26 protein-coding genes and 2 pseudogenes are annotated in these 20,149 nt (G+C 71.7%); 11 read left to right on the top strand and 17 right to left on the bottom strand.

The features are described from left to right. Positions 1–92: 92 nt before the first annotated feature. The 4 genes from ACIPLC_RS32480 to ACIPLC_RS32465 all read right to left on the bottom strand — a co-directional run bounded on the left by ACIPLC_RS32480 (position 93) and on the right by ACIPLC_RS32465 (position 2,719). On the bottom strand, positions 93–899 hold the full coding sequence (locus tag ACIPLC_RS32480; RefSeq protein WP_400476621.1) for an SDR family oxidoreductase: 807 nt from the start codon (positions 897–899) through the stop codon (positions 93–95). Between the two features lie 359 nt (positions 900–1,258). Next, a complete protein-coding gene (locus tag ACIPLC_RS32475) occupies positions 1,259–1,459 on the bottom strand; it encodes a DUF397 domain-containing protein (protein ID WP_400476620.1) in 201 nt (66 codons plus the stop codon). Positions 1,460–1,640: 181 nt separating this feature from the next. Then, a complete protein-coding gene (locus tag ACIPLC_RS32470) occupies positions 1,641–2,447 on the bottom strand; it encodes a class I SAM-dependent methyltransferase (RefSeq protein ID WP_400476619.1) in 807 nt (268 codons plus the stop codon). A gap of 62 nt (positions 2,448–2,509) precedes the next feature. Further along, the gene (locus ACIPLC_RS32465) at positions 2,510–2,719 is read right to left on the bottom strand and encodes a DUF397 domain-containing protein (RefSeq protein WP_400476618.1); all 210 of its coding nucleotides are present in this window, start codon (positions 2,717–2,719) and stop codon (positions 2,510–2,512) included. 178 nt (positions 2,720–2,897) lie between these two features. Here ACIPLC_RS32465 and ACIPLC_RS32460 point away from each other — a divergent pair, with 178 nt between their 5' ends. Continuing rightward, positions 2,898–4,112 (top strand): helix-turn-helix domain-containing protein, encoded by a 1,215-nt coding sequence (locus ACIPLC_RS32460; RefSeq protein ID WP_400476617.1) that lies wholly within the window; start codon positions 2,898–2,900, stop codon positions 4,110–4,112. On the opposite strand, the gene ACIPLC_RS32455 is transcribed toward ACIPLC_RS32460, so the two are convergent. The 3 genes from ACIPLC_RS32455 to ACIPLC_RS32445 all read right to left on the bottom strand — a co-directional run bounded on the left by ACIPLC_RS32455 (position 4,109) and on the right by ACIPLC_RS32445 (position 5,831). Continuing rightward, positions 4,109–4,366: a DUF397 domain-containing protein gene (locus ACIPLC_RS32455; RefSeq protein ID WP_400476616.1), complete on the bottom strand. Its 258-nt coding sequence runs from the start codon at positions 4,364–4,366 to the stop codon at positions 4,109–4,111. The two genes, ACIPLC_RS32460 and ACIPLC_RS32455, sit on opposite strands and share 4 nt — an antisense overlap. 416 nt (positions 4,367–4,782) lie before the next feature. Beyond that, positions 4,783–4,995 carry a DUF397 domain-containing protein gene (locus ACIPLC_RS32450; protein ID WP_400476615.1) on the bottom strand — a complete coding sequence of 71 codons (213 nt, stop codon included), beginning with the start codon at positions 4,993–4,995 and terminating at the stop codon, positions 4,783–4,785. Then, the gene (locus tag ACIPLC_RS32445; protein WP_400476614.1) at positions 4,992–5,831 is read right to left on the bottom strand and encodes a helix-turn-helix transcriptional regulator; all 840 of its coding nucleotides are present in this window, start codon (positions 5,829–5,831) and stop codon (positions 4,992–4,994) included. Before ACIPLC_RS32445 ends, ACIPLC_RS32450 begins: the two co-directional genes overlap by 4 nt. A 114-nt stretch (positions 5,832–5,945) precedes the next feature. Between ACIPLC_RS32445 and ACIPLC_RS32440 the strand changes: the two genes are divergently transcribed. From ACIPLC_RS32440 to ACIPLC_RS32430, 3 genes are all read left to right on the top strand, one after another. Next, the gene (locus ACIPLC_RS32440; protein ID WP_400476613.1) at positions 5,946–6,143 is read left to right on the top strand and encodes a hypothetical protein; all 198 of its coding nucleotides are present in this window, start codon (positions 5,946–5,948) and stop codon (positions 6,141–6,143) included. Between the two features lie 11 nt (positions 6,144–6,154). Beyond that, the gene (locus ACIPLC_RS32435; protein ID WP_400476612.1) at positions 6,155–6,394 is read left to right on the top strand and encodes a hypothetical protein; all 240 of its coding nucleotides are present in this window, start codon (positions 6,155–6,157) and stop codon (positions 6,392–6,394) included. A gap of 75 nt (positions 6,395–6,469) precedes the next feature. Then, positions 6,470–6,937 carry an NUDIX domain-containing protein gene (locus ACIPLC_RS32430; protein ID WP_400476611.1) on the top strand — a complete coding sequence of 156 codons (468 nt, stop codon included), beginning with the start codon at positions 6,470–6,472 and terminating at the stop codon, positions 6,935–6,937. A gap of 107 nt (positions 6,938–7,044) precedes the next feature. Here the strand turns inward: ACIPLC_RS32430 and ACIPLC_RS32425 are convergent, their stop codons facing one another. Further along, complete coding sequence (locus ACIPLC_RS32425; RefSeq protein WP_400476610.1) at positions 7,045–7,998, bottom strand: hypothetical protein; 954 nt, start codon at positions 7,996–7,998, stop codon at positions 7,045–7,047. A 152-nt stretch (positions 7,999–8,150) separates the two neighbouring features. After that, positions 8,151–8,606: a MarR family winged helix-turn-helix transcriptional regulator gene (locus tag ACIPLC_RS32420; RefSeq protein ID WP_400476609.1), complete on the bottom strand. Its 456-nt coding sequence runs from the start codon at positions 8,604–8,606 to the stop codon at positions 8,151–8,153. A 158-nt stretch (positions 8,607–8,764) separates the two neighbouring features. On the opposite strand from ACIPLC_RS32420, the gene ACIPLC_RS32415 reads away from it, so the two are divergent. Beyond that, positions 8,765–10,234: an MFS transporter gene (locus tag ACIPLC_RS32415; protein ID WP_400476608.1), complete on the top strand. Its 1,470-nt coding sequence runs from the start codon at positions 8,765–8,767 to the stop codon at positions 10,232–10,234. A 217-nt stretch (positions 10,235–10,451) separates the two neighbouring features. On the opposite strand, the pseudogene ACIPLC_RS32410 reads toward ACIPLC_RS32415, so the two are convergent. Then, positions 10,452–10,964 (bottom strand): annotated as a pseudogene (locus ACIPLC_RS32410) (NAD-dependent epimerase/dehydratase family protein); the annotation flags it as partial. 40 nt (positions 10,965–11,004) lie between these two features. Here ACIPLC_RS32410 and ACIPLC_RS32405 point away from each other — a divergent pair. From ACIPLC_RS32405 to ACIPLC_RS32395, 3 genes and pseudogenes are all read left to right on the top strand, one after another. Further along, a pseudogene (locus ACIPLC_RS32405) lies at positions 11,005–11,325 on the top strand (ATP-dependent DNA ligase); the annotation flags it as partial. 218 nt (positions 11,326–11,543) lie between these two features. Further along, the gene (locus ACIPLC_RS32400) at positions 11,544–11,762 is read left to right on the top strand and encodes a ferredoxin (RefSeq protein ID WP_400476607.1); all 219 of its coding nucleotides are present in this window, start codon (positions 11,544–11,546) and stop codon (positions 11,760–11,762) included. 94 nt (positions 11,763–11,856) lie between these two features. Beyond that, entirely contained in the window at positions 11,857–13,062 is a 1,206-nt protein-coding gene (locus ACIPLC_RS32395; RefSeq protein WP_400476606.1) for a cytochrome P450, read from the top strand. A gap of 54 nt (positions 13,063–13,116) precedes the next feature. On the opposite strand, the gene ACIPLC_RS32390 is transcribed toward ACIPLC_RS32395, so the two are convergent. Together ACIPLC_RS32390 and ACIPLC_RS32385 are read right to left on the bottom strand one after the other, a co-directional pair. Next, positions 13,117–13,942 (bottom strand): IS5 family transposase gene (locus tag ACIPLC_RS32390; protein WP_400476623.1). Its coding sequence is split into 2 segments (ribosomal slippage): positions 13,117–13,696 and positions 13,695–13,942, totalling 828 coding nucleotides; the frame shifts between segments, so codons are not numbered across the junction. A 29-nt stretch (positions 13,943–13,971) separates the two neighbouring features. Further along, on the bottom strand, positions 13,972–14,184 hold the full coding sequence (locus ACIPLC_RS32385; RefSeq protein WP_400476605.1) for a hypothetical protein: 213 nt from the start codon (positions 14,182–14,184) through the stop codon (positions 13,972–13,974). Positions 14,185–14,456: 272 nt separating this feature from the next. On the opposite strand from ACIPLC_RS32385, the gene ACIPLC_RS32380 reads away from it, so the two are divergent. The 3 genes from ACIPLC_RS32380 to ACIPLC_RS32370 are packed head-to-tail and all read left to right on the top strand — an operon-like array spanning position 14,457 to position 15,291. Continuing rightward, the gene (locus ACIPLC_RS32380; RefSeq protein WP_400476604.1) at positions 14,457–14,600 is read left to right on the top strand and encodes a hypothetical protein; all 144 of its coding nucleotides are present in this window, start codon (positions 14,457–14,459) and stop codon (positions 14,598–14,600) included. Beyond that, entirely contained in the window at positions 14,591–14,746 is a 156-nt protein-coding gene (locus ACIPLC_RS32375) for a hypothetical protein (RefSeq protein WP_400476603.1), read from the top strand. Before ACIPLC_RS32380 ends, ACIPLC_RS32375 begins: the two co-directional genes overlap by 10 nt. A gap of 23 nt (positions 14,747–14,769) precedes the next feature. Continuing rightward, positions 14,770–15,291 (top strand): peptidylprolyl isomerase, encoded by a 522-nt coding sequence (locus ACIPLC_RS32370; RefSeq protein ID WP_400476602.1) that lies wholly within the window; start codon positions 14,770–14,772, stop codon positions 15,289–15,291. A gap of 40 nt (positions 15,292–15,331) precedes the next feature. Here the strand turns inward: ACIPLC_RS32370 and ACIPLC_RS32365 are convergent, their stop codons facing one another. The 5 genes from ACIPLC_RS32365 to ACIPLC_RS32345 all read right to left on the bottom strand — a co-directional run bounded on the left by ACIPLC_RS32365 (position 15,332) and on the right by ACIPLC_RS32345 (position 20,052). Then, the gene (locus ACIPLC_RS32365) at positions 15,332–15,940 is read right to left on the bottom strand and encodes a response regulator (protein ID WP_400476601.1); all 609 of its coding nucleotides are present in this window, start codon (positions 15,938–15,940) and stop codon (positions 15,332–15,334) included. Then, on the bottom strand, positions 15,937–17,163 hold the full coding sequence (locus ACIPLC_RS32360; RefSeq protein WP_400476600.1) for a sensor histidine kinase: 1,227 nt from the start codon (positions 17,161–17,163) through the stop codon (positions 15,937–15,939). The genes ACIPLC_RS32365 and ACIPLC_RS32360 overlap by 4 nt, the downstream gene beginning before the upstream one ends. Continuing rightward, positions 17,160–17,585, bottom strand: coding sequence for a hypothetical protein (locus ACIPLC_RS32355; RefSeq protein WP_400476599.1), 426 nt, complete (start codon positions 17,583–17,585; stop codon positions 17,160–17,162). The genes ACIPLC_RS32360 and ACIPLC_RS32355 overlap by 4 nt, the downstream gene beginning before the upstream one ends. Positions 17,586–17,767: 182 nt before the next feature. After that, positions 17,768–18,868 carry an RICIN domain-containing protein gene (locus ACIPLC_RS32350; protein WP_400476598.1) on the bottom strand — a complete coding sequence of 367 codons (1,101 nt, stop codon included), beginning with the start codon at positions 18,866–18,868 and terminating at the stop codon, positions 17,768–17,770. Between the two features lie 68 nt (positions 18,869–18,936). Next, positions 18,937–20,052: an alpha/beta hydrolase gene (locus ACIPLC_RS32345; RefSeq protein WP_400476597.1), complete on the bottom strand. Its 1,116-nt coding sequence runs from the start codon at positions 20,050–20,052 to the stop codon at positions 18,937–18,939. Between the last annotated feature and the right edge of the window lie 97 nt (positions 20,053–20,149).

Genomic DNA, 20,149 nt, shown 5'->3' with positions numbered 1-20,149 from the left:
CCGGAACCGGCCACACGGCAGCTGCGGCAAGCGCCGCAAACCGCGGAAAGCGTAGGCACCAGCAGCCCAAAGAGCGATCTACAGCTGGAGTACTAAGGGGTACCCGATGCGGTCGTCGCGATGCCGCCGTCCACCGGGATGATGGTGCCCGTGAGGTAGGACCCGGCCCGGCTGGCGAGAAACACGGCGACACCCGCCATGTCGTCGTCGCGGCCGAGCCGGCGCAGAGGGGCCGCCGCCGCGATCGTGTCGCCGATGGCATCGAGCGTGGACGCCATCATCCGCGACGGGAACACTCCCGGTGCTACCGCGTTCACCGTGACGTGCTGTGGGCCCAGCTCCCTGGCAAGCACTCTGGTGAGTTGATGGAGTGCCGCTTTGTTGCTGGCGTACGAGTAGTTGGGCGACTGGGCGACGTGGATGGCGGCGATACTGCCGATGTTGATGATCCGCGCGGGATCATCGGCGGTGCCCGCCCTGCGAAGTGCGGGGAGCAGCGCCTGCACCAGCCAGAACGGCGACTTGAGGTTGAGGTCGATCACTGCGTCCCAGGCCTCGTCCGGGAACGTCGCCAGCGGTTCGCGCCACATCGCTCCCGCGTTGTTGACAAGGATGTCCAGGCGTTCCGAGTCGACCTGGACAAGATCGGCGAGGCGCTGACACTCGTCGCGCCCGGACAGGTCGGCGGGGATTGCTCGAACGTCGCCGAATTCGGACAGCAGATGCTGTGCCTCCGCGCACGCGTCTGCCTTGCGCGAGCTGATGACGACGCGGGCGCCCGCCTGGAGAAGGCCGCGCGCTATCATCAGCCCGATTCCCCTGGTGCCGCCGGTGACAAGGGCGTACTTCCCACTCAGATCGAAAAGTTCCGCGTGAGTGGTGAATTGGTTGTCCGCCATTGGTCTCCGTCTGTTCTGTCGTGGAAGAATTCGCCGACACGGTCGCGCATTCGGGGCAGCTGAATTGAACCGATGGGGTTGAAGCTGCGGTGTGTGTCCATGGTGACAGGCGTTTTGAACGTCTGGGAGACCCTGGTGATACAGGTACTGTGAGAGCCCCCCTCGCCTGGTGCGCTGACCCCGGCACCCGTTCCCACCGCCGAGTTCGGGGCCGTCGGGGGCGTCGAGCCACCGCAGGCCGTGCCTCGCCAGGCTCGCCCACCGTCTGGGCAGATGTGGTTCAGCGTCGGCTCGTCATCCAGAGCGACACCGTCAGGCGCCGCCGCCCCGGCCCGGGTCGGCGGCACCATCGAGCGACGTCAGCTGGCGCCGAATTCACCGGCTCGGATGGCGGTGATGAATGCCTGCCAAGCGGCTGGTGGGAAGTTGAGGCGGGGGCCGTCGGGGTCCTTGCTGTCCCGAACCCGACCAGGGTGGGCGTCATCCACTTCGACGCAGGCGCCGCCATCGTTGTTGCTATGGCTGCTCTTCCGCCATCTCTCCTGGTTCCCTGCTGGCACGACCGAACTCCTGTGAGATGCCCCTGATCATCGCCTGGGAGTCCCAGGGCGCTCGCCTTGGGTAGCCTGAAGCTCTGACCTGGTTCGGTGTTCGAGGGCGCCGGGCCGGGCCGGCTGGGTTGCGGAAGTGCAAGGGCTGCGGGATCCGACTGAGGTCGGAAGGTTTGGCCGGGGTGGCACTTCAGCGTGCGGTGACCCAGTAGGCCGCGAGCGGGCGGTTGCCATGCGGTGCGGCGACGGCCCGCAGGACGTCGCTCTGGCTGAGGACGAGTTGCCGTACCGGTTCGGACAGCGCGGCCAACCGTTCTCCTCCGGCGATCAGGTCGAGACAGGCGGTGATCTCCCAGTCCGCGTCCTGGAGTGCATCGGTGTCGACCGGCCCGTCGCCGTCAGCTGTCCAGCCCGCCTCAGGCAGGAGCCGCAGCAGCGCCTCGCGGGAGAAGGACGTGCGGATGTTGCCCTCGCCGTGTGAGCCTGCAGCCTCGATCTGGCCCTGGATCAATACTGCGAGCAGGTGCGCCACCTGGTCGCCGCAGGAGGGCGTCAGGTCCCACTCGGTGAACCACAGCCGCCGCGCCCAGGGCCGCACCCGGGCCAGCGTGTCGCGCAGCTGCCCGAGTGAGGCGAAGTACCAGGAGCAGTGGGCGAGCACGACGTGGTCGAAGGCGTCGGAGGGGAAGTCGACCGACAGGTCGCGGACATCCGTGCTCAAGCGGAAGTCGATGCGCGGCCCGACCGGGCTCGCCGCGAGCCGGGCCGCCGATTCCCCGAGCGTGACCGGCGCCCCGTAGGTCGGATCGGCGACATCGACGGCCACCACGCGTCCCTGGGGTCCGACAGCCTCCGCGAGGACGGCGGTCATATCGCCCTGCCCGCAACTCAGTTCGAGGACGGTGGATCCGGGCTCGATGTCCCAGCTCTCCACGAGTGAAGCGCGGTGGCGTGTCTGTATCAGCTGAGCATCCGGGCTGTGGTCGGCAGCGGCCATGGTCTTCACGAGCAACGGAATCCTGGCGTGGAGATCGAAGTGCTTCACACAATCCTCAGTGGCTATTCGGCGAACCGGTGAGGACGAGGGTACGAGAAGCCCCTTGGCGGCGCCTGCGATTTCTCGCTCGAGTCCTCGGCGGGGAAGAGGAGGTCCGGGCCGTCGGGGTCCTTGGAATCGCGGACGGGTGTCACGTTGGCGAAACCCTCGGCCACCTCGATGCATTCGCCGCCCTGGCCACTGTGCGGACTCTTGCGCCAGGTGGTTGCCATCGCGTTGCCTCCTGCGGGGGGAGTGGGAAGTCGATGGGGATGACTTTCCACTCCGGCGCCGGGTCAGGCTTCCCGGCCGCCGCCCCTGCGTAGGGGCGGCGGCGCGCGGGTGGTGAGTTGGGGTGCGGGGTTGGTGACTCGCGCTGGTCGGGGCGTGCGTGCGCGTAGTGTCGGGAGTATGGCGAGCGATCATCTTGGGGATCGGGTCAAGCGGCTGCGGCGCTTGGCCGGTCTGACGCAGGAGGGCCTGGCTGAGAAGTCGGGTGTGTCGGTGGATGTGGTTCGGAAGCTTGAGCAGCTGCGGAAGCATTCGGCGCGGCTTCCGACACTTCACGCGCTGGCCAAGGGGCTTGGTGTTGAGCTGACTGCGTTGCTGGGTGATCCGCCGGCGGTGCCGTCGACAGGTGATGCGGACCCGCCTGGCCTGGTCGCGGTGCGGCGGGCGATCATGCCGCCCTTGTTCACGCAGCTGCCGGTGGCGGACGGTGTGGAGAAGTTGTCGATTCCGCTGCTGCGTGGCGAGATCGCAGAGGCCTGGACCCTGTATCACGCGGCCGACTTCGGCAGGGTCATGGAGACATTGCCGACGATAATCGCGGATGCCCGCCTCGCCGCGGCCGTGGGCCGCGGTGAGGACCGCCTGGCCGGTAACCATGCGCTAGGCAAGGCTCTCCAACTGGGCGGGCATCTCGCGATCCGTCTCGGGAAGACGGATCTCGGCCTGTCCAGTCTCGAACGGGCAATAGCGGCAGCGGACTCGGCGGAAGACCCGCTGCTGGGGGCGATGATCTGCAACTCGGTGGCCTGGGCGTATCAGCGCCAGAACCGGCTCGGCGACGCGCAGACGCTGGCCATCCACGCAGCGGACGGAGTGGAGAACGAGCACTCGTCGAAGGCGGAGGGGCTCAAGGTGTGGGGCGGACTGATCATGTCCGCAGCGACCAGCGCGGCCCGAAGCGGCGACTATGACGGAGCATCCGAGATGATGCTGACCGCAGAGCAAGCGACCAGACGCCTTTCAAAGCTTCCTGCCTCGGCCGACGGCCGGATGGTCAGCGTGTTCAACAGTTCCTCGGTGCGCATCGAGCGGGTTCGGCTCGCGGTCCAATTCGCCCGGCCGGAGGAAGCCTTGGGGCTTGCGAAGGGAATCCGGCTCAGCAACGACACCCCGGTGTCCTGGCGGACCTGGCTGCTTCTGGACGTGGCACGCGCGTACACGGACATGGGGGACGCGGCGGGAGCGGTGTCGACCCTGGAGAAGCTCCAGCGAGTAGCGCCGGGCTGGGTGCGGCACCACACCCTCGCCGTGGCCATCGTCTCCGACCTCTGGGCAGGCCCGGCGCGCCCGCCCGGCCTGAAGAGGCTCGCCCGCTCCCTGGGGCTGGCTGACTAGATCCCAAAACTAGGACGTTCCGTCCCTGTTGATGTCGTGGCCGCCACGAGAACCTCTCCGTACGAATACAGAGAGGAGACGAAGGCCTGCCAGGCGTCGGCGGGGAAGACGAGGGCCGGGCCGTGGGGGTACTTGGAGTCGCGGACGGGCATGACGCTCGGGAAGCCGGGCGCGACCTCGATGCACTGACCCCCGTCGGTGCTGTGGGAGGACTTGACCCAGTGGGCAGAGGACAGGTCGGGGCGGGAGCTCATGGTGCCAGTTCCTTCCGGATGCTTGGGGTCCTGGGTTGTGCGGCGCAGCCATCCGCGATGGCTGCGCCGCATAGGTGGATCAGTTGGTGCTGAACTCCCCGGCTCGGATGGCGGTGATGAATGTCTGCCAAGCGGCTGGTGGGAAGTTGAGGCGGGGGCCGCCATCTCTCCTGGTTCCCTGCTGGCACGACCGAACTCCTGTGAGATGCGCCTGATCATCGCCCTGGGCCCCGGGGCGACAGGGCCATGGCCCTGAGGAGAGCACGACCTGCGGCAAGCGGCAACACCCTCTGCATCCTCGATGAGTTCACCGCTCCGTGCTCCTTCTTCCCATGCAAGCGAAGGGCTGCCGGATCCAGAGCGACACCGTCAGGCGCCGCCGCCCCGGCCCGGGTCGGCGGCACCATCGAGCAGCATCAGTTGGTGCCGAATTCTCCCGTGCGGACGGCGGTGACGAAGGCCTGCCAGGCGTCGGCGGGGAAGACGAGGGCCGGGCCGTGGGGGTCCTTGGAGTCGCGGACGGGCATGACGCTCGGGAAGCCGGGCGCGACCTCGATGCACTGACCCCCGTCGGAGCTGTGGGAGGACTTGACCCAGTGGGCAGAGGACAGGTCGGGGCGGGAGCTCATGGTGCCAGTTCCTTCCGGATGCTTCTGATCATGGCCAGGGACTCGGCCCTGGGCGGCGCGTCTACCTGAAGGCGATCGTATCTCCTGCGCCACGTCACGACAGTGGCCCGATCGCGTTCGAGGAAACCCCGGTGCAGTGTCTCGGTGTACCCGAACTGGGTGTTGTCCCCGACGGTCAGCAGCGTGACGGCTGAGCGGAACGACCGGTGGACCCCCATGGTGAAGGGGACGACCTGCACCAGGACGTTCGGCAGCCCTTCTGCCAGGTCTTCGAGCCGCTGGAGCTGTTCCGCCATGACGGCGGGACCACCGAGCTGCCATCGAAGAGCACTCTCGTCGAGGGCGACGAAGACCAGGGGCGGGGGCGTGCGCTCCAGGAACTTCTGCCGAGCCATCCGGAAGTTGAGACGTTCCTCGGCCTGGTCGGCGGTGACCTCGCCCAGATCCACGGCACCGGCCAACTCGGCCTCGGCATAGGCTCGGGTCTGGAACAACCCTGGGATGAGGCCGATTTCGAACAGCCTTATCTCCGTGGCCTGGGTCTCGTGCTTGGTGAACTCGGCGAATCCCTCGGCGAGACCGGCACTGTTGGAGGCCTGAAGCCACATCAGCGTCAGGGAGCCGTGGGTCCCGAGGACTTCGTCCGCCTTCTCGGCGAATCGTCTCGACACCTGCTTCGTGGCAGTTTCAGCGACCGAGATCGTGGACGGGTGGCACCCGATGCGCCTCGCAAGCTGGCCCTGGGTGAGGCCAGCCGCCACTCGTGACCTGCGAAGCAGCACTCCGAAGGGGGCCCAGCGGCTTGACTCTGGATCGATTTCCCTGATGTTCACCATGGGTGCTCCAACGTGGATGCCCTGGAAGACAAGTCCATCTTCGCTTCCGATGCTAGGTGATGTCGGGCCACCATGTGCACAGAACGTGAAACGTCGATCGCGGAGGGTTTCCTCATGGCCCATGACCAAGTGCCCCGCCTCCACGGCTACGGCGTCCGCTGGGACCCGGAGGCCCGGTGCTACCGGGTCCGCAACGAGGTCACCCGGGAGTGGCTGCGCCAACCGGACGGTGAGCTCAGCGGGTTCGGCTCCTTCTCCGACGCCTGGAGTACCTGGCGCGTCTTCGAGGTCCACAAGCGGCCGGGGGAGTGAGCGTGTCCTCGATGCTCTCCCGCGTGACCGCCGACCAGCGGCGCCAGGCGGCCGACGTCCTCGACGACCTGACGACCGTCCTCGCCCTGGGCGGCGTCACGTTGCCGTCCGTCGAGGTGGACTGGGAGCACGGCCGCAGGACGGGCTGCTACCTGATCAGCCTCGGCTGCGCCCACCCGTCCGCGCTCCTGCGGGTCGTCGACCTGCTCCGCAAGGGGCTGCGCTACGAGCGCCTGACGCATGACGACTGAACTCCTCGCCCGCCTGCTCTGGTGGGCCGGCTTCTCCCTCCTGCTCCTCGCCGCCCTCAGAAGGTGAACCGCCCGATGCAAGACCCCCGCCTCCTCGCCAAGCCGCCGGTGTGCCGGCTCGGCTGCCTCGTCCTCGTCCGAAACCCGCGCGGCGACGTCCTCCTCGTCGACCCGGACTACATGGACGGCCTGATCCTCCCGGGCGGCGCCGCCCAGCCCAACGAGTCCCCCAACCTCGCCGCCGCCCGCAACCTGCGCGCCGAGACCGGCCTCAACCTGCGCCTCGCCGACGTCCTGGCCGTCGACTTCACCCCCGCCGACCGCCACCTGGAGCGCCTCAACCTGGTCTTCGACGGCGGCACCGTGCGCGACGACACCCGCCTCACCGTCCCGCCGCAGCACCGCAGCGGCCTGTTCGGCGCCCGCTTCGTCCCCGTCCGCCGGCTCCCCGACGTCATGGCGCCCTCCCAAGCCGCCCGTGCCACCGAGGCGTTGGCGGGCCGCGCGCTGCCCGTCCTCCTCCACGGCCAGCGCGCGACCTGATCGGCACCGCCGGAAACCAGGTGGCCGACTCGGGGTCGGTGCGCACATCGGCAATGAGAAGGGGCGGGCGCCGGGGTCGGCGCCCGCCCTCCCCCGTCCGGGTGCGGTCAGCTCCAGGGGTTGGCCGACTGGTCGTTGACGGCGGTCCAGAAGCGGGTGCCGGCGGGCAGGGTGCCGTTGGCCCACAGGCCCCAGCCCGTGCCGTCGTGGAACTCGGCCATCCGGAAGCCGGTGCCGAAGTAGCCGGCGCAGAGCTGGTCGGCGGCGGCCCGGCTGGAGAGCTGGTTGCCGGAGGTGGGGACGGTGGCCTTCACCTCGCCGCCGGCCCAGCTGTGGTAGCCGCTGGTGGGCACGCCGGCGGGGGCGGGGCGGCCGTCCTGCTTGAGGCACAGCACGGGCAGCTGCGCGGAGGCGGGGGTGTCGCCGGTGTACGGGTTGCTGTTGTTGTCGTAGCCGACGTGCACGACGTTGTCGGCGCGCTGCTCAAGGGTGGCCCAGGTCATGCCGTTGTGGGTGGCGACGCGGCCGAACAGGGCCTCGTAGGTGCTGCGGTAGATGTCCCACTCCTGGTACCCGCCGTCGTTGCACGGGAACATGTAGAGCCGCCAGCCGCCGCCGCCGATCCTGTGCTCGGTGTTGTCCAGGCACTGGGAGGTGGAGATGTTCTGCAACCGTATCCCGACCAGGTCGTACCTCGACGTGCTGTCGGCCGCGGTCCACGGCGTGACCCGCCACATCTGCGAGGTTTCGTTGGCGACGCACCCGGAGCTGGAGGGGGTGTAGTCGGCGGTCAGGCAGTAGTGCTGGTCGTTGGTGTTGTTGAGGGTGTAGACGCTCGGCAGGCCCGGGACGGGCTTGAACGTCCACTGGCCCGGGCTGTCGGCCGGCGCGCAGGGGTGCAGGCGCGTGCCCGTCAGCACGCCGTCGGGACAGCGCTCGGACTTCTGGTTGAACAGGACCGTCGAGGGGGTGTCGGCCGAGGCCGCGCCGCCGGGGACCAGCACCAGGCCGGTCAGGGCGAGCGCGATGCCGAGGACGATACGCCGGACTAGCGAACGCACAGTGCTCTCCAAGGAGGGGAGACGACGAGGGGCGGCGGCCGGGCCGGAGGGCCCCCCGGGCCGCCCGGTCCGTCCGCCGCCGTCAGCCTGTCAGCGTCCGATCAATCGCCGGTATCCCAGCTTTCTGGGGGGCCGTCCGGCACCCCGCCCGGTCAGGGGCGCGGCCAGGGGCGGCCGTCGAGGTGCTCGATGTCGGTGTTGAAGCGGCGCAGGTAGGCGGCGAAGGCGGTGACGTCCTGGGCGGACCAGTCGGCCATCACCCGGTCCAGGGCCTCCACGTGGGCCTCGCGCTCCTCGTCGAGGCGGCGGTCGCCCTCGTCGGTGAGGCGGAACTTGCGGGCCATCCCGCCGTCGGGGTCGGCGATCCGCTCGACCAGGCCGGCGCGGGTCATGGCGGCGGTCTGCCGGTTGAGGGTGGAGGCGTCGAGGTTGAAGGCCTCGCTCAGCTCGCCGATGGACATCGGGCCCTGGATGCGGATGCGGCTGAGCAGGATGTACGCGCTGCGTTCCAGGGTGCTGCCGCGCGGGCGGGCGGCGGACTGGCTCAGGTAGTGGTGGCGGCCGAGCACCATGTACTCGAACTCGACCAGGTGCGTACGTTCGCCCATGCCGTCGTCCTTCGCCCTTCACCCTCATCACCGCAGCGCTGACCTGCGGGTTCGCGGGCCTTGCCCAGTATGGCAAAGGGGTGTGACCATCCGGCCATGTAGTGTGCTCGATGCACATGATGTGCACGATACACATCCCGTCCCCGAGGAGCCCCGCCATGGACGGCCCCCAGCCCGGCGGCACGACCGCCCCCGCCGCCCCCACCACCGGCATCGTCGCCACCCTCGCCTTCACCGGCACCGTGGCCGCGATCATGCAGACCCTGGTCACCCCGCTGATCGGCGAACTGCCCCGACTGCTGCACACCGCGCCGTCCAACGCCTCCTGGGCGATCACCGCGACCCTGCTCGCCGGCGCCGTCTTCGTCCCGATCAGCGGACGCCTGGGCGACCTGCTGGGCAAACGCCGCATGCTCCTGGCCTGCTGCGTACCGCTGTTCATCGGATCGGTCCTGTGCGCGCTCGCCTCCGCGGCCGTCCCGATGATCATCGGCCGCGGCCTCCAGGGCATGGGCATGGGCGTCGTCCCGCTCGGCATCAGCCTGCTGCGCGACGTCCTGCCACCCGAACGGCTCGGCTCCGCCATCGCCCTGGTCAGCGCCTCGATGGGGATCGGCGGCGGCCTCGGCCTGCCGATCGCCGCCGCCGTCGCCCAGTACGCCAGCTGGCGGGCCCTGTTCTGGGGCGCCGCCGCCCTCACCCTCGTCGTCGCCGCGATGATCGGCTTCCTCGTCCCCGCCCCCGCCCGGCGCCCAGCCGCCGGCCGCTTCGACCCCGTCGGCGCGGCCGGCCTGGGCGCCGGCCTGGTCTGCCTGCTGCTCCCCGTCTCCAAGGGCGCCGACTGGGGCTGGACCGACCCCCGCACCCTCGGCCTGTTCACCGCCGCCGCCGTCCTGCTCCTCGCCTGGGGCCGGTGGGAACTGTGCTGCGCCGAACCGCTGGTGGACCTTCGGGTCACGGCCCGCCCCCGGGTCCTGCTGACCAACGCGGCATCCGTCCTGGTCGGCTTCGGCATGTACGCGCAGGCGCTGATCATCCCGCAACTGCTCCAACTCCCCGAGGCCACCGGCTACGGCCTGGGCCGGTCGATGCTGGCGATGGGCCTGTGGATGGCGCCCTCCGGCCTGATGATGATGGCCGTCTCACCACTGGGCGCACGCCTGTCGGCCGCACGCGGCCCCAAGTTCACCCTGGTCGCCGGCGCCCTCGCGATCGCCGCCGGGTACGGACTCTCGATGGTGCTCATCGGCTCCACCTGGGGCGTCCTGGTCGTGACGCTGGTGTGCAACGGCGGCGTCGGCCTGGCCTACGGCGCGATGCCCGCACTGATCATGAGCGCGGTGCCGCTGTCCGAGACGGCGTCCGCGAACAGCTTCAACACCCTGATGCGCTCGCTCGGCACCTCCGTCTCCGCCGCCGTGGTCGGCGTGGTCCTCGCCCAGCTGACCACCACCCTCGGCGGCCACACCCTGCCCTCGGAGAGCGGCTTCAAGGTCGGCCTGCTGATCGGCTGCGGCGTGGCCCTGGCCGCTGCCGCGGTCGCCGCCACCATCCCGGCCCCACCCGCCGAGGCCGCACCCGCCGCCACCCGCCCGGCACCCGCCGTCCAGGACACCGCCACGACCTGACGACCCGCCGCCCAGGACACCGCCACGACCCGGCCACCCGCCGGGCCCGCCCCCGGCCACCCGCCGGGCCCGCCCCCGGCCACCCGCCGGGCCCGCCCCCGGCACCCGCCGGACCCGCTGCGCACCCGCCACATGACCGCCGGCGTGGTCTTCGCCCGGGGCGTGCCCGCCGGCTACCGCGGCTCCTACGCCCTCAAGCACTGACCGGCGCAGGGGCTCAACGCCCCTGCGCCCGCTCGCGCCACCACCGCACCGTCGCCTCGACCTGCTCCTCCAGCGGGGTCGCGCGCACCGCGAACGCGGCCTCGTAGGCGGCGGCGTCCACCACGAACGGGCGGTCGAACTGGTAACGGACCTCCCGCAGTTCACGCAGCAGCGGAGAGAACAGCCCCGCCGCGCCCAGCAGCGCCCGCGGCAGCCCGCGCACCGCGACCGGGCCGACGCCCGCCTGCGCGGCCAGCCGCTCCACCATCGCGCGCACCGGCAGCGCGGGGGCCGTCGGCACGTGCCAGGCCCGCCCCCAGGCCTGCTCCTCACCCGCGACCTCGGCCAACGCCCGCGCCACGTCCGGCAGGTACGTCCAGCTGTGCGGCGCGTCCGGGTCGCCGAGCACCGCGACGCTCCGGCCCTTCAGCAGGCCCGGCATCACCCGCGAGGCCAGGTGCCCGCCGTCCGTCACCCCGGGGCCGAAGAAGTCCGAGGCCCGCACCTCGACCGCCCGGATCCCTCCGACCACCTCGGGACCGTCCGAGGGCCTCGCCGGCCGCCCGGGCGCCCGGGCGGCCGGCGAGCCGGGGCTCGGCCCGTGGGTGATGCTCGGCAAGACCTTCAAGGGACTGACCGAGCGGACGCTCGCCTGGCAGACCGCCGAGTTGCTCGCCCGGGAGACTGGGCGGGACGCCCGGACGGTGCTGGTCCGGCCGGAACTGGTCGTCGAGGTCGCCTTCGACGGCCTCCAGCGCAGCCCCCGCTACCCCGCCGGGCTGGCCCTGCGGTTCGCCCGGGTGGTGCGCTACCGGCCGGACAAGAGCGCCGCCGAGGCCGACACGGTGGCCTCCGTACGGGAGTTGGCCACCGCCGAAGGCTTGTGAGGCCGTCCGCGCGGCCGGGTCCGCCGACCCGTCCGGCGAAGTACCGCTGGTTAAAACGCATTGCGCCGCAATGGGGGTTCACACACAGGGGCCGAGTCAGCCATTCTCGATCCGGCCATCGTATCCCTCCGTGAACGGACCAGCGACGGCTAGGTTGACCGTGACAACGAGAGGCGGCCGCCGGGCAGCCGGCGCCGCCCTGGCGAAAGGTGCCCGACATGCAGGTGAGCGTCGACCGGGACAGTTGCTGCAGCTCCGGCATGTGCGTGATGAACGCCCCCGCGGTCTTCGACCAGGACGACCGGGACAGTCTCGTGAGACTCCGTCAGACCGTCCTGCTGCCCGAGCAGTTCGACGACGTCAGACTCGCCTCCGAGCTCTGCCCGGGCCGGGCGATCACCGTCACCGGGGACGAGCCCGCGCGGACCGGGGCCTGACGGACCCCCGCCGCCGGCCCCGCAGGCCGCGCCGGGAACCTGCCCGGGCCCCCGAACCCCACGAGAACACCCGCGACGCGAGGAGACCCCCGCCGTGACCACCGCATCCACCACCCCCGTCCTCCCGCTGCCGGCCCGGCACTCCGGTGGCTGCCCGTTCGGCCCGCCGCCCGCGTACTCCGAGGCCGCCGCCACCGGGCCGGTGACCAGGGCCGAGCTGCCCGACGGAGACCTCTGCTGGCTGGTCACCGGCTTCGCCGAGGTCCGCACCGTGCTGTCCGACCGCCGGTTCAGTGCCGACATACGCCACCCGGCCTTCCCGCTGCTGGTCGCCGGCGCTCGCGAGCTGATCACCGACAATCCGGACTTCCTGCGGCTGGACGACCCCGAGCACGCCCGCCAGCGCCGCATGATCACCGGGGAATTCCTGGTCAAGCGGGTGGAGGCGCTGCGCCCGGAGATCCAGCGGATTGTGGACGAGGCACTGGACCGGATGACCGCGGGCCGGACCACGGCCGACCTGGTCACCGACTTCGCGCTGCCGGTGCCCTCGCTGGCGATCTGCCTGCTGCTCGGCGTGCCGTACGAGGACCACGACCGCTTCCAGGGCCTGAGCCGCACGATGCTCAGCCGGGAGAGCACCGTGGAGCAGCTCCGGGAGGCCCAGGAGGAGGTCCGGGACTACCTTCGCGACCTGACGGCCCGCAAGCGCGCACAACCGGAGGACGATGCCCTCAGCCGACTCGCGGCGCGGGACGACCTGACCCCGGACGACGTGGCCGGCATGGGCGTGCTGCTGCTGATCGCCGGGCACGAGACGACCGCGAACATGATCTCGCTGTCGACCGCGCTGCTGCTGGAGCACCCCGAGCAGATCCCCGGCCTGGCCGACCCGGCCACCCTGCCGGGCGCGGTGGAGGAGCTGTTGCGGCTGCTGACCATCGTGCACACCGGCCTGCCCCGGGTGGCGCTGGAGGACGTGGAGCTGGGCGGCGTCACCGTCCGGGCCGGGGAGGGCGTGATGGCGATGCTCTCCACCGCCAACCGGGACGAGGCGGTGTTCGGCGGCGCCGGCCATCGGGCGACGGACGAGCTGGACCTGGACCGGGACGCCCGGCGGCACCTGGCGTTCGGCTTCGGCGTACACCAGTGCCTGGGCCAGCCGCTGGCCCGCGTCGAACTCCAGATCGCCCTGGAGACGCTGTTCCGCCGGCTGCCGGGGCTGCGGCTGACCGGCGAGCGCGAGTTCCGTACCGAGTCGTTCATCTACGGGATGCGGTCACTGCCCGTGACCTGGTGAGCGGGGCCCAATGGAGAACTCTCACTGGAGTACCAAGCGGAGCTGTCCGGGCGATCATGTGCGGAGCCAGATGACGAGAGCGGCTGCGGCGACGGCGCCGAGGTAGACGTATCCGCGCTTGTCGTATCGGGTTGCGACCGCTCGGGCGTGCTTGAGCTTGTTGATGGCCCGTTCGACGGTGTTGCGCCTCTTGTACCGCTTCTCATCGAAGGCCGGTGGGCACCCGCCGCGTGAGCCTTTGCGCAGGCGGGCGGCCTGACTGTCCGCCTTCTCCGGGATCGTGTGCCGGATGCCGCGCCTGCGCAGGTAGGCGCGGCACGGGCCGCTGCTGTAGGCCTTGTCGGCGGCCACGCTGTCGGGCGTCTTCCGGGGCCTGCCCGGCCCTGTCCGCGGGACACGGATCTTCTCCAGTACCGGCTCGAACTGCGTGCAGTCCGCCCGCTGCCCCGGCGTGACGACCAGGGACAGCGGGCGGCACCGGCCGTCCGCGCTCAGGTGGACCTTGCTGGTGAACCCGCCCCGCGAGCGGCCAAGGCCCTCGCCTCCACCACCACCTTCACCAGGCGGGCGACGAGGCTCTGCCACGGCGTCTCGCCCTGGTGTTCCCCGGGCCCAGCCCCCTTTGAGGCCAGGGCCGGCGGCGGATCGGTCCGGTTCCCCATGTCCCGTCGGCCGACCACAGCCGGTGGCGTTCATGGACCGTTTTCCAGGGCCCGAACCGCTCGGGCAGATCACACCAGTGCACACCGGTCCGCGGCCGGTGCAGGATCCCGTCGATCACCTGCCGATGGTCCCGCCACCGGCCACAACGCCTGTTGCTGACCGGCAGGAACGGCCGCAGCCGTTCCCACTCGGCATCCGTCAGATCTCCCCGCCCCATGCCCGGAACAACGAGCAAAGCAGGTGCTCCTAGTCGCCGCCGTCGCCGCCCTCGCCGCTCCCCAGGCTCCGGCTCCGGCTCCGGCGCCTGCTGCGCTGGAAGCGGCGCAGCAGGGACCCCGAGGCGAGCGTCGCGGACGCCACGGCGCGCACCCAGCGGGGGCCGCCGTGTTCGGCCCACACCACGCACACGCATCCGCCGACCACGATCACCAGGACACCGACCAGTACGGTACCGACCACGCCCCACCCCTTTCCCGTCCATCCCGTTGCCGGGCCGATCCTCTCAACCCGCAGCTCCGGCCCGCACCCCCGACCCGCCCGAAACCGGGCCGATCCGCCATGCACGTGGACACCCGGCGTGTCCCGCAGGGGAGTCGGCGCCGCGCGGGATCCGTCCGACCGGCGTCCCAGGCCCGGCGCCCCGACCCGTGCCCCAGGCCCGGCGCCGGGTGCGATCGCGACCCCGCCGTGTGCCAGGATGCCGACACCGATCCCTCGACCGGAGACTTTTCTTGACGATCCGCCGCACCGCCGCACCGCCGCACCGCCGCACCGCCGCCCTGGCCGCCGCCGTGACCGTGCTCTCCCTCAGCTCGCCAGCGGGCTGCAACGACGACGACGCCGCCCCCGCCGCAACCTCAAGGGCATGGGCGTGACGTCCTTCCCGCTCGACCAGTGGATCGACGCCCAGGGCCGCATCGCGCGCTTCGACCAGCGCGTCGAGATCAGGGGCACCCCGACGCGCACCTACGGCACCTTCCGCGACTTCGGCCCCGTAGAGCCGGTTTCCGCCCCCAACTGACCATCCGAGCAAAGGAGTCCGCCATGGCCAAGGGCCTGTTCGCGACCCTGCACACCACCCTGGGCCCGATCCGGCTGGAGCTGTTCCAGTTCCACGCGCCGAAGACGGTCCGCAACTTCGTCGAACTCGCCGAGGGCTCCCGGGAGTACACCGACCCGCGCACCGGCGGGCCCGGTAGCGGCCCGTACTACGACGGCACGCTCTTCCACCGCGTGGTGGCCGGCTTCATGGTCCAGGGCGGCGACCCCACCGGCAGCGGCACCGGCGGTCCGGGCTACGCCTTCGCCGACGAGTTCCACCCCGAACTGCACTTCACCAAGCCCTACCTGCTCGCCATGGCCAACTCCGGCCCGGGCACCAACGGTTCGCAGTTCTTCATCACCGTCGGCACGCCCGCCCACCTGAACCGCCGCCACACCATCTTCGGCCAGGTCGCCGACGCCGATTCCCGGGCCGTGGTCGACGCGATCGCGGCCGTCCCCACCGACGGCGAACGCCCCCTGGAGGACGTCGTGATCACCAAGGTCACCGTCGAGCGGCTCTGACGCCCGCCTCCGGCAGCCCTGCGCCCGTCGCCCGGCGGTGTCAGAGCCAGCCGCGCTCGTCGGCGGTGCGCAGGGCCTCGGTGCGGTTGCGGGTGGCGGTCTTGGCGATGGCGGAGGAGAAGTAGTTGCGCACGGTGCCCTCCGAGAGGTAGAGCTTGCCGGCGATCTCGGCGACGCCGGCCCCGGAGCGGGAGGCGTTCAGCACGTCCCGTTCGCGGGCGGTGAGCGGGGAGGCGCCGGCGGCCAGGGTGGCCGCGGCCAGATCCGGGTCCACCACCCGTTCGCCCGCCGCGACCCGGCGGATGGCGTCGGCCAGGACCTCGGCCGGCGCGTCCTTGACGACGAAGCCCAGCGCGCCCGCCTCCATCGCCCGGCGCAGGTAGCCGGCGCGTCCGAAGGTGGTCAGGATGACGACCCGGCAGCCGGGCACCTGCTGGGCCAGGACGGCGGCGGCGGCCAGGCCGTCGAGGCCGGGCATCTCGATGTCCAGCAGGGCCACGTCGGGCCGGTGTTCGCGGGCCGCGTCGACGACCTGGTCACCGCGTCCGACGGCGGCGACCACCTCGAAGCCGTCCTCCAGGTCGAGCAGGGCGCACAGCGCGGTGCGGACCAGTTCCTGGTCCTCGGCGAGCAGCAGGCGGATCGTCATGTCGTCCCTTTCCGGGCGGGGTTGCGCCGCCCGCCGCGGGCGCCCGGCGGGACGGTGACCAGCAGCCGCCACCCGCGCGGGCCCAGCGGGCCGGCTTCGACGGTACCGCCGGCCGCCGCGACCCGTTCCCGCAGCCCCGTCAGGCCCCTCCCGACCCCGCTGCCCTCGCCGGTCCCGCCGGTCCCGCCTCCCGCTCCCACCCCGTCGTCGCGGATCTCCACCGAGGAGCCGGTGACGGTGACGGTGCAGCGGCCGGCCCGGGCGTGGCGGACCACGTTGGTCAGTCCCTCGCGCACCACCCAGCCGAACAGTTCCCCGTCCTGCGTGGCGACGGGGTCGGTGGACGTCGGCAGGTCGGCGACCACCCCGGCGGCGCGCAGCAGTTCGCGCCCGCGCGCCAGTTCGCCGGCCAGCGTGACGTCGCGGTAGCCGGTGACGGCGGCCCGGACGTCGGCCAGCGCCTGGCGGGACAGCGACTCCACCGCGGCCATCTCCGCCAGCGACTGGTCGGGGTCCTTGGCGGCGAGGCGCTGGGCCAGGCGGGATTTGACGGTGATCGCGGTGAGCGAGTGCCCGAGCAGGTCGTGCAGGTCGCGCGCGATCCGGTTGCGCTCCGCCTCCGAGGCCAGCCGGGCCACCTCGGCGCGGGCCGCCACCAGGGCCTGGTTGGTGGCGGCGATCTCCGCGAACGCCCCCGTGGTGAGTGCGGTGAACAGCAGCGCCAGCGCCTGGAACGTGCCGGGCCCGGTGTGCCAGGCGGGCACCGCCCAGGGCACCAGCAGCGCGGCCAGGGCGGCGGCGACGACCACCCGGGTGGCGTGGCGGCGCCACAGCACGGCGGCGTAGGAGGCGACGACGGTGGCGAGGTAGAAGGCGTTCTGGTGGGCGGACGGCAGCGCGGCCAGGCACAGCGCGCTCATCACCGCCAGCAGCAGGAGCACCTGCCGCCGCCGGCGGTGGATCATGGCGGTGGCGGCGAGGACGAAGCAGAGGCAGAACGCGGCGACGACCGCGTACCCGGCGACCAGGGCCGCCCCGGACACGGTGCCGCTCATGGCGACGGCGGTCAGGCACGGGTAGACCAGCATTCCGGCGCCCAGCGTGATCCGCCGCCAGCCCTGCGTCCACCGCTGCGGGGCGCGCTCCCCGGCGGCGCGTTCCGCAGCGGCGGGCCCGGGGCTGGCCGCTGGTGTGTCCTCGTCCTCCACCCTCGCCTGCCTCACGTCGCGTCGGATCGCGCGAACAGGGTACGCAGGTGGCGTCCGTTGACCACGGCGGCCACCCCCGCCAGCACCAGCCCGCACAGGGCCTGCTCGGCCTTCAACCAGAACGGGAAGGTCCCCGGCGCGCAGATGATCACGACGATCGCGGCGATCATGACGGCCGAGACGATCCGCAGCCGCCGGTACGCCCCGTGCGAGCCGCGGGCGGCCCGGGTGGTGAACAGGTACGTGACCACGGCGCTGGCCACGACGAGGGTGCCGCGGATCCACACGGCCGGGTTCACCAGGTCGGGGTGGTCGCGCAGGGCGTAGGCGGCGGCCAGGGTGACGACGCTGAGGCCCAGGTAGGCGAACACCAGCCGCCTGACGGTGCGGAAGGCCCGAACGGTGTCGGGGTGGCTCATCACATCGCTGGAGGTCATGCCCCCATGCTGTCCGCGCGCCGGCCCCGCCCGGCAGTGTGCTGCCGCACCGGTCACCCGTGACAATTGTCAGCAGGTCAGGGCGGGGAAGGGCCGGGGAAGGGCCGGGGAAGGGCCGGGGAAAGCGGGGCCGCCGCCCGGCGGTGCCGGGCGGCGGCTGGCTTTCGGTCGTGCGGTGGGGCTCAGGAGCAGGTGGTGAAGGTGGGGCTGGTGTTGGCGATGTAGAGGGTGGCGCCGCCGCTGGGGTCGGAGGTGAGGGGGACGGTGATGGTGTCCTCGGCGGTCCACGGGATGCCGCGGGCGTCGAAGGTCCAGGTGCCGGTGACCTTGCGGGCGAGCTCGGCCAGCGTCACCCAGCCGTACTGCTGCGGCGGGACGGAGACGGTGACGCTGTTGTTGACGCTGGTCGACCCGCTCCAGACGTTGTTGTAGTTGAGGCCGATCTTGACCGCCGCCTTGAAGACGTCCGCGGCCGAGCCGCCGATCTCCGTGCCCATCTCGCCGCCGATGCTGCTGGACCAGCCGCTCATGTTGGTGACCGCGAAGCTCTGCTGGGCGGCGCTGCTGGTGTTGTTGAACCAGACCGAGGAGACGCAGATCTTCGGCAGCGGCGCCGCGGGGGCCTCGCTCTTCAGCGCCCAGGAGCAGGAGGAGACGTCCTTCTGGCACTGCTTGGCGGCGTGGTCGATCGCCAGGCTGCGGGCGGCCTGCGGGAAGCCGGTGGACCACTGCTGGTTGGCGGTGCCGTTGCAGGTGTACTGGTCGGTCCAGGCGTCGTCGTACTGGGCGCCGAGCATCAGGTCCAGGCAGGTGTTGTCGCCCAGGTGGCGGATCATGAACGCGTCGTCGGACCCGGGGGCCGGCTGCAGGAACCACCGCTGGCTGGCCTGGCCGGCGCAGGTCTGCTGGCGCAGGGCCGGGGTGAGGAAGGCCAGGTCGATGCACTTGCCGGTGTCGTTGTTGACGATGGTGAAGGAGTAGTCGGACGGGTCGACGCTCAGCCGCCAGGACTGGTGGTAGCCGGGCGCGGAGTTGGTGACGATGTAGGCGCCGTCGCCCGTGTTGCCGTTCTGGACGTCGAGTTGGCGTCCGTTGCTGAGGGACTTGAGGGTCAGGCACTGCTGCGGGGAGGCGCAGGCGGCGGCCGGCGCCGTGGCGGCGTGGGCCCGCGCGGTCGCGAACGGGGCGGCGGTGAAGCCCAGGGCGGCGCAACAGGTCACCAGGACGGCCGCGATCAGGCGCAGCCAGGGAGCCGGGCGGCTCGGGGTCGTGGTGGAGGGCACTGGGTCAGGTCCTTTCATCGGGAACAGGGGAGAGGGAAGGGGAGAGTGAGGAGGGAGGAGCGGGCCGGTCAGGCGGCGGCGAAGGCCGCTTCCAGGCGCGGGACGTAGTCCACGAGGTCCTGTGCCCAGCAGCCCGGGCTGTGGCCGCCGTTGCAGGCGGTGCCCCAGCCGGCGCCGTTGCCGTAGTCGACGTAGTGGTAGCGGTAGTTGAGGGCGTCCAGGCGGTCCTTGAGGCGCTTGGCGGTGCCCTCGGCCCAGAACTCCATGTCGGAGGCGCTGCCGTTGCCGTTGCCGGTGTAGACGGCGATGCCGGTGTCGGCGAGTGCGCCCAGGCGGGAGACCGGGTCCGCGGCGTTCCAGCGCCAGTCGGCGTTGAACACCGGGTACGGCGAACCGAAGATCGCGTCGCTGGAGACCGTGGGGCCGAAGTCGAGGCCGCAGGGCTTCCCGTCGCTGGGCCCGCACAGCACGGTGCCGGCGTTGACCAGGGTGGCGACCACGGCGCCGCGGATGATCATCTCGTTCGTGGAGAGGTCGTTCGCGCCGGACATGGTGAGGACCTGGCCGAACAGCTGGGGCCGGTCCTGGGCGTAGTGCAGTGCGCCGAAGCCGCCCATCGACAGGCCGCCGACGGCCCGGCTCTTGCGGCCCGTCAGGGTGCGCAGGTTGGCGTCGATGAACGGGACGACCTGGTCGAGGTGGAAGGTCTCCCAGTTCTGCGCCCCGGCGGCGGTGTTCTGGTCGAGCCAGTCGGTGTACCAGCCGCGCAGGCCGCCGTCCGGGATGACGGTGATCATCGACTGCGCGGCGGTGAGGGCGGGGTAGGCCAGGGCCGGGTCGCTCGGGTTGTCCGAGGCGCCGTGCAGGAAGTACAGGACCGGGTAGCGCTTGGCCGGGCTGGTCGCGTAGTCGGCGGGCAGCAGGATCCGGATGGTGTGCTCCCCGGCGACCTGGGGTGTGGTGACGGTGAGCACGAAGTTGGTGGCGCTGCCGGTGGCGGCGCCGACCTGGGTGAGCCCGAAGCCGTCCTTCATCGGCGGCGGGGCGGGGGCCTCGGCGTGCGCGGCGGGCACGCCCAGCAGCAGGAGGCAGGCGGCCAGGGCGGCGACGGCCGTCCTGGCGTGCCGGAGCCGGGCGCGCAGGGGCCGTACGGGCGGGCGCCGGGCGGGCGGGGCTGGTGTCATGGGTCGTCCTTGGCCGTGAGGGTGCTGCCGTTCCCGGGGGAACCGCTGAGCTGTCTGGACACCGACAACTCCGGACAGCGACAACTCTTGCGAGATC

It is taken from the genome of Kitasatospora sp. NPDC086801 (assembly GCF_044745805.1).
GTDB lineage: Bacteria > Actinomycetota > Actinomycetes > Streptomycetales > Streptomycetaceae > Kitasatospora.
Note: the sequence above shows the minus strand (reverse complement) of the source record. Positions and strands in the feature narration are given on the sequence as shown.

Bases quoted from the DNA above. Each gene is read 5' to 3' on its own strand.
- ACIPLC_RS32480 (WP_400476621.1), bottom strand. From the start codon at position 899: ATGGCGGACAACCAATTCACCACTCACGCGGAACTTTTCGATCTGAGT.
- ACIPLC_RS32470 (WP_400476619.1), bottom strand. From the start codon at position 2,447: ATGGCCGCTGCCGACCACAGCCCGGATGCTCAGCTGATACAGACACGC.
- ACIPLC_RS32465 (WP_400476618.1), bottom strand. From the start codon at position 2,719: ATGGCAACCACCTGGCGCAAGAGTCCGCACAGTGGCCAGGGCGGCGAA.
- ACIPLC_RS32460 (WP_400476617.1), top strand. From the start codon at position 2,898: ATGGCGAGCGATCATCTTGGGGATCGGGTCAAGCGGCTGCGGCGCTTG.
- ACIPLC_RS32455 (WP_400476616.1), bottom strand. From the start codon at position 4,366: ATGAGCTCCCGCCCCGACCTGTCCTCTGCCCACTGGGTCAAGTCCTCC.
- ACIPLC_RS32450 (WP_400476615.1), bottom strand. From the start codon at position 4,995: ATGAGCTCCCGCCCCGACCTGTCCTCTGCCCACTGGGTCAAGTCCTCC.
- ACIPLC_RS32445 (WP_400476614.1), bottom strand. From the start codon at position 5,831: ATGGTGAACATCAGGGAAATCGATCCAGAGTCAAGCCGCTGGGCCCCC.
- ACIPLC_RS32440 (WP_400476613.1), top strand. From the start codon at position 5,946: ATGGCCCATGACCAAGTGCCCCGCCTCCACGGCTACGGCGTCCGCTGG.
- ACIPLC_RS32435 (WP_400476612.1), top strand. From the start codon at position 6,155: ATGCTCTCCCGCGTGACCGCCGACCAGCGGCGCCAGGCGGCCGACGTC.
- ACIPLC_RS32430 (WP_400476611.1), top strand. From the start codon at position 6,470: ATGCAAGACCCCCGCCTCCTCGCCAAGCCGCCGGTGTGCCGGCTCGGC.
- ACIPLC_RS32420 (WP_400476609.1), bottom strand. From the start codon at position 8,606: ATGGGCGAACGTACGCACCTGGTCGAGTTCGAGTACATGGTGCTCGGC.
- ACIPLC_RS32415 (WP_400476608.1), top strand. From the start codon at position 8,765: ATGGACGGCCCCCAGCCCGGCGGCACGACCGCCCCCGCCGCCCCCACC.
- ACIPLC_RS32400 (WP_400476607.1), top strand. From the start codon at position 11,544: ATGCAGGTGAGCGTCGACCGGGACAGTTGCTGCAGCTCCGGCATGTGC.
- ACIPLC_RS32375 (WP_400476603.1), top strand. From the start codon at position 14,591: ATGGGCGTGACGTCCTTCCCGCTCGACCAGTGGATCGACGCCCAGGGC.
- ACIPLC_RS32370 (WP_400476602.1), top strand. From the start codon at position 14,770: ATGGCCAAGGGCCTGTTCGCGACCCTGCACACCACCCTGGGCCCGATC.
- ACIPLC_RS32365 (WP_400476601.1), bottom strand. From the start codon at position 15,940: ATGACGATCCGCCTGCTGCTCGCCGAGGACCAGGAACTGGTCCGCACC.
- ACIPLC_RS32355 (WP_400476599.1), bottom strand. From the start codon at position 17,585: ATGACCTCCAGCGATGTGATGAGCCACCCCGACACCGTTCGGGCCTTC.
- ACIPLC_RS32345 (WP_400476597.1), bottom strand. From the start codon at position 20,052: ATGACACCAGCCCCGCCCGCCCGGCGCCCGCCCGTACGGCCCCTGCGC.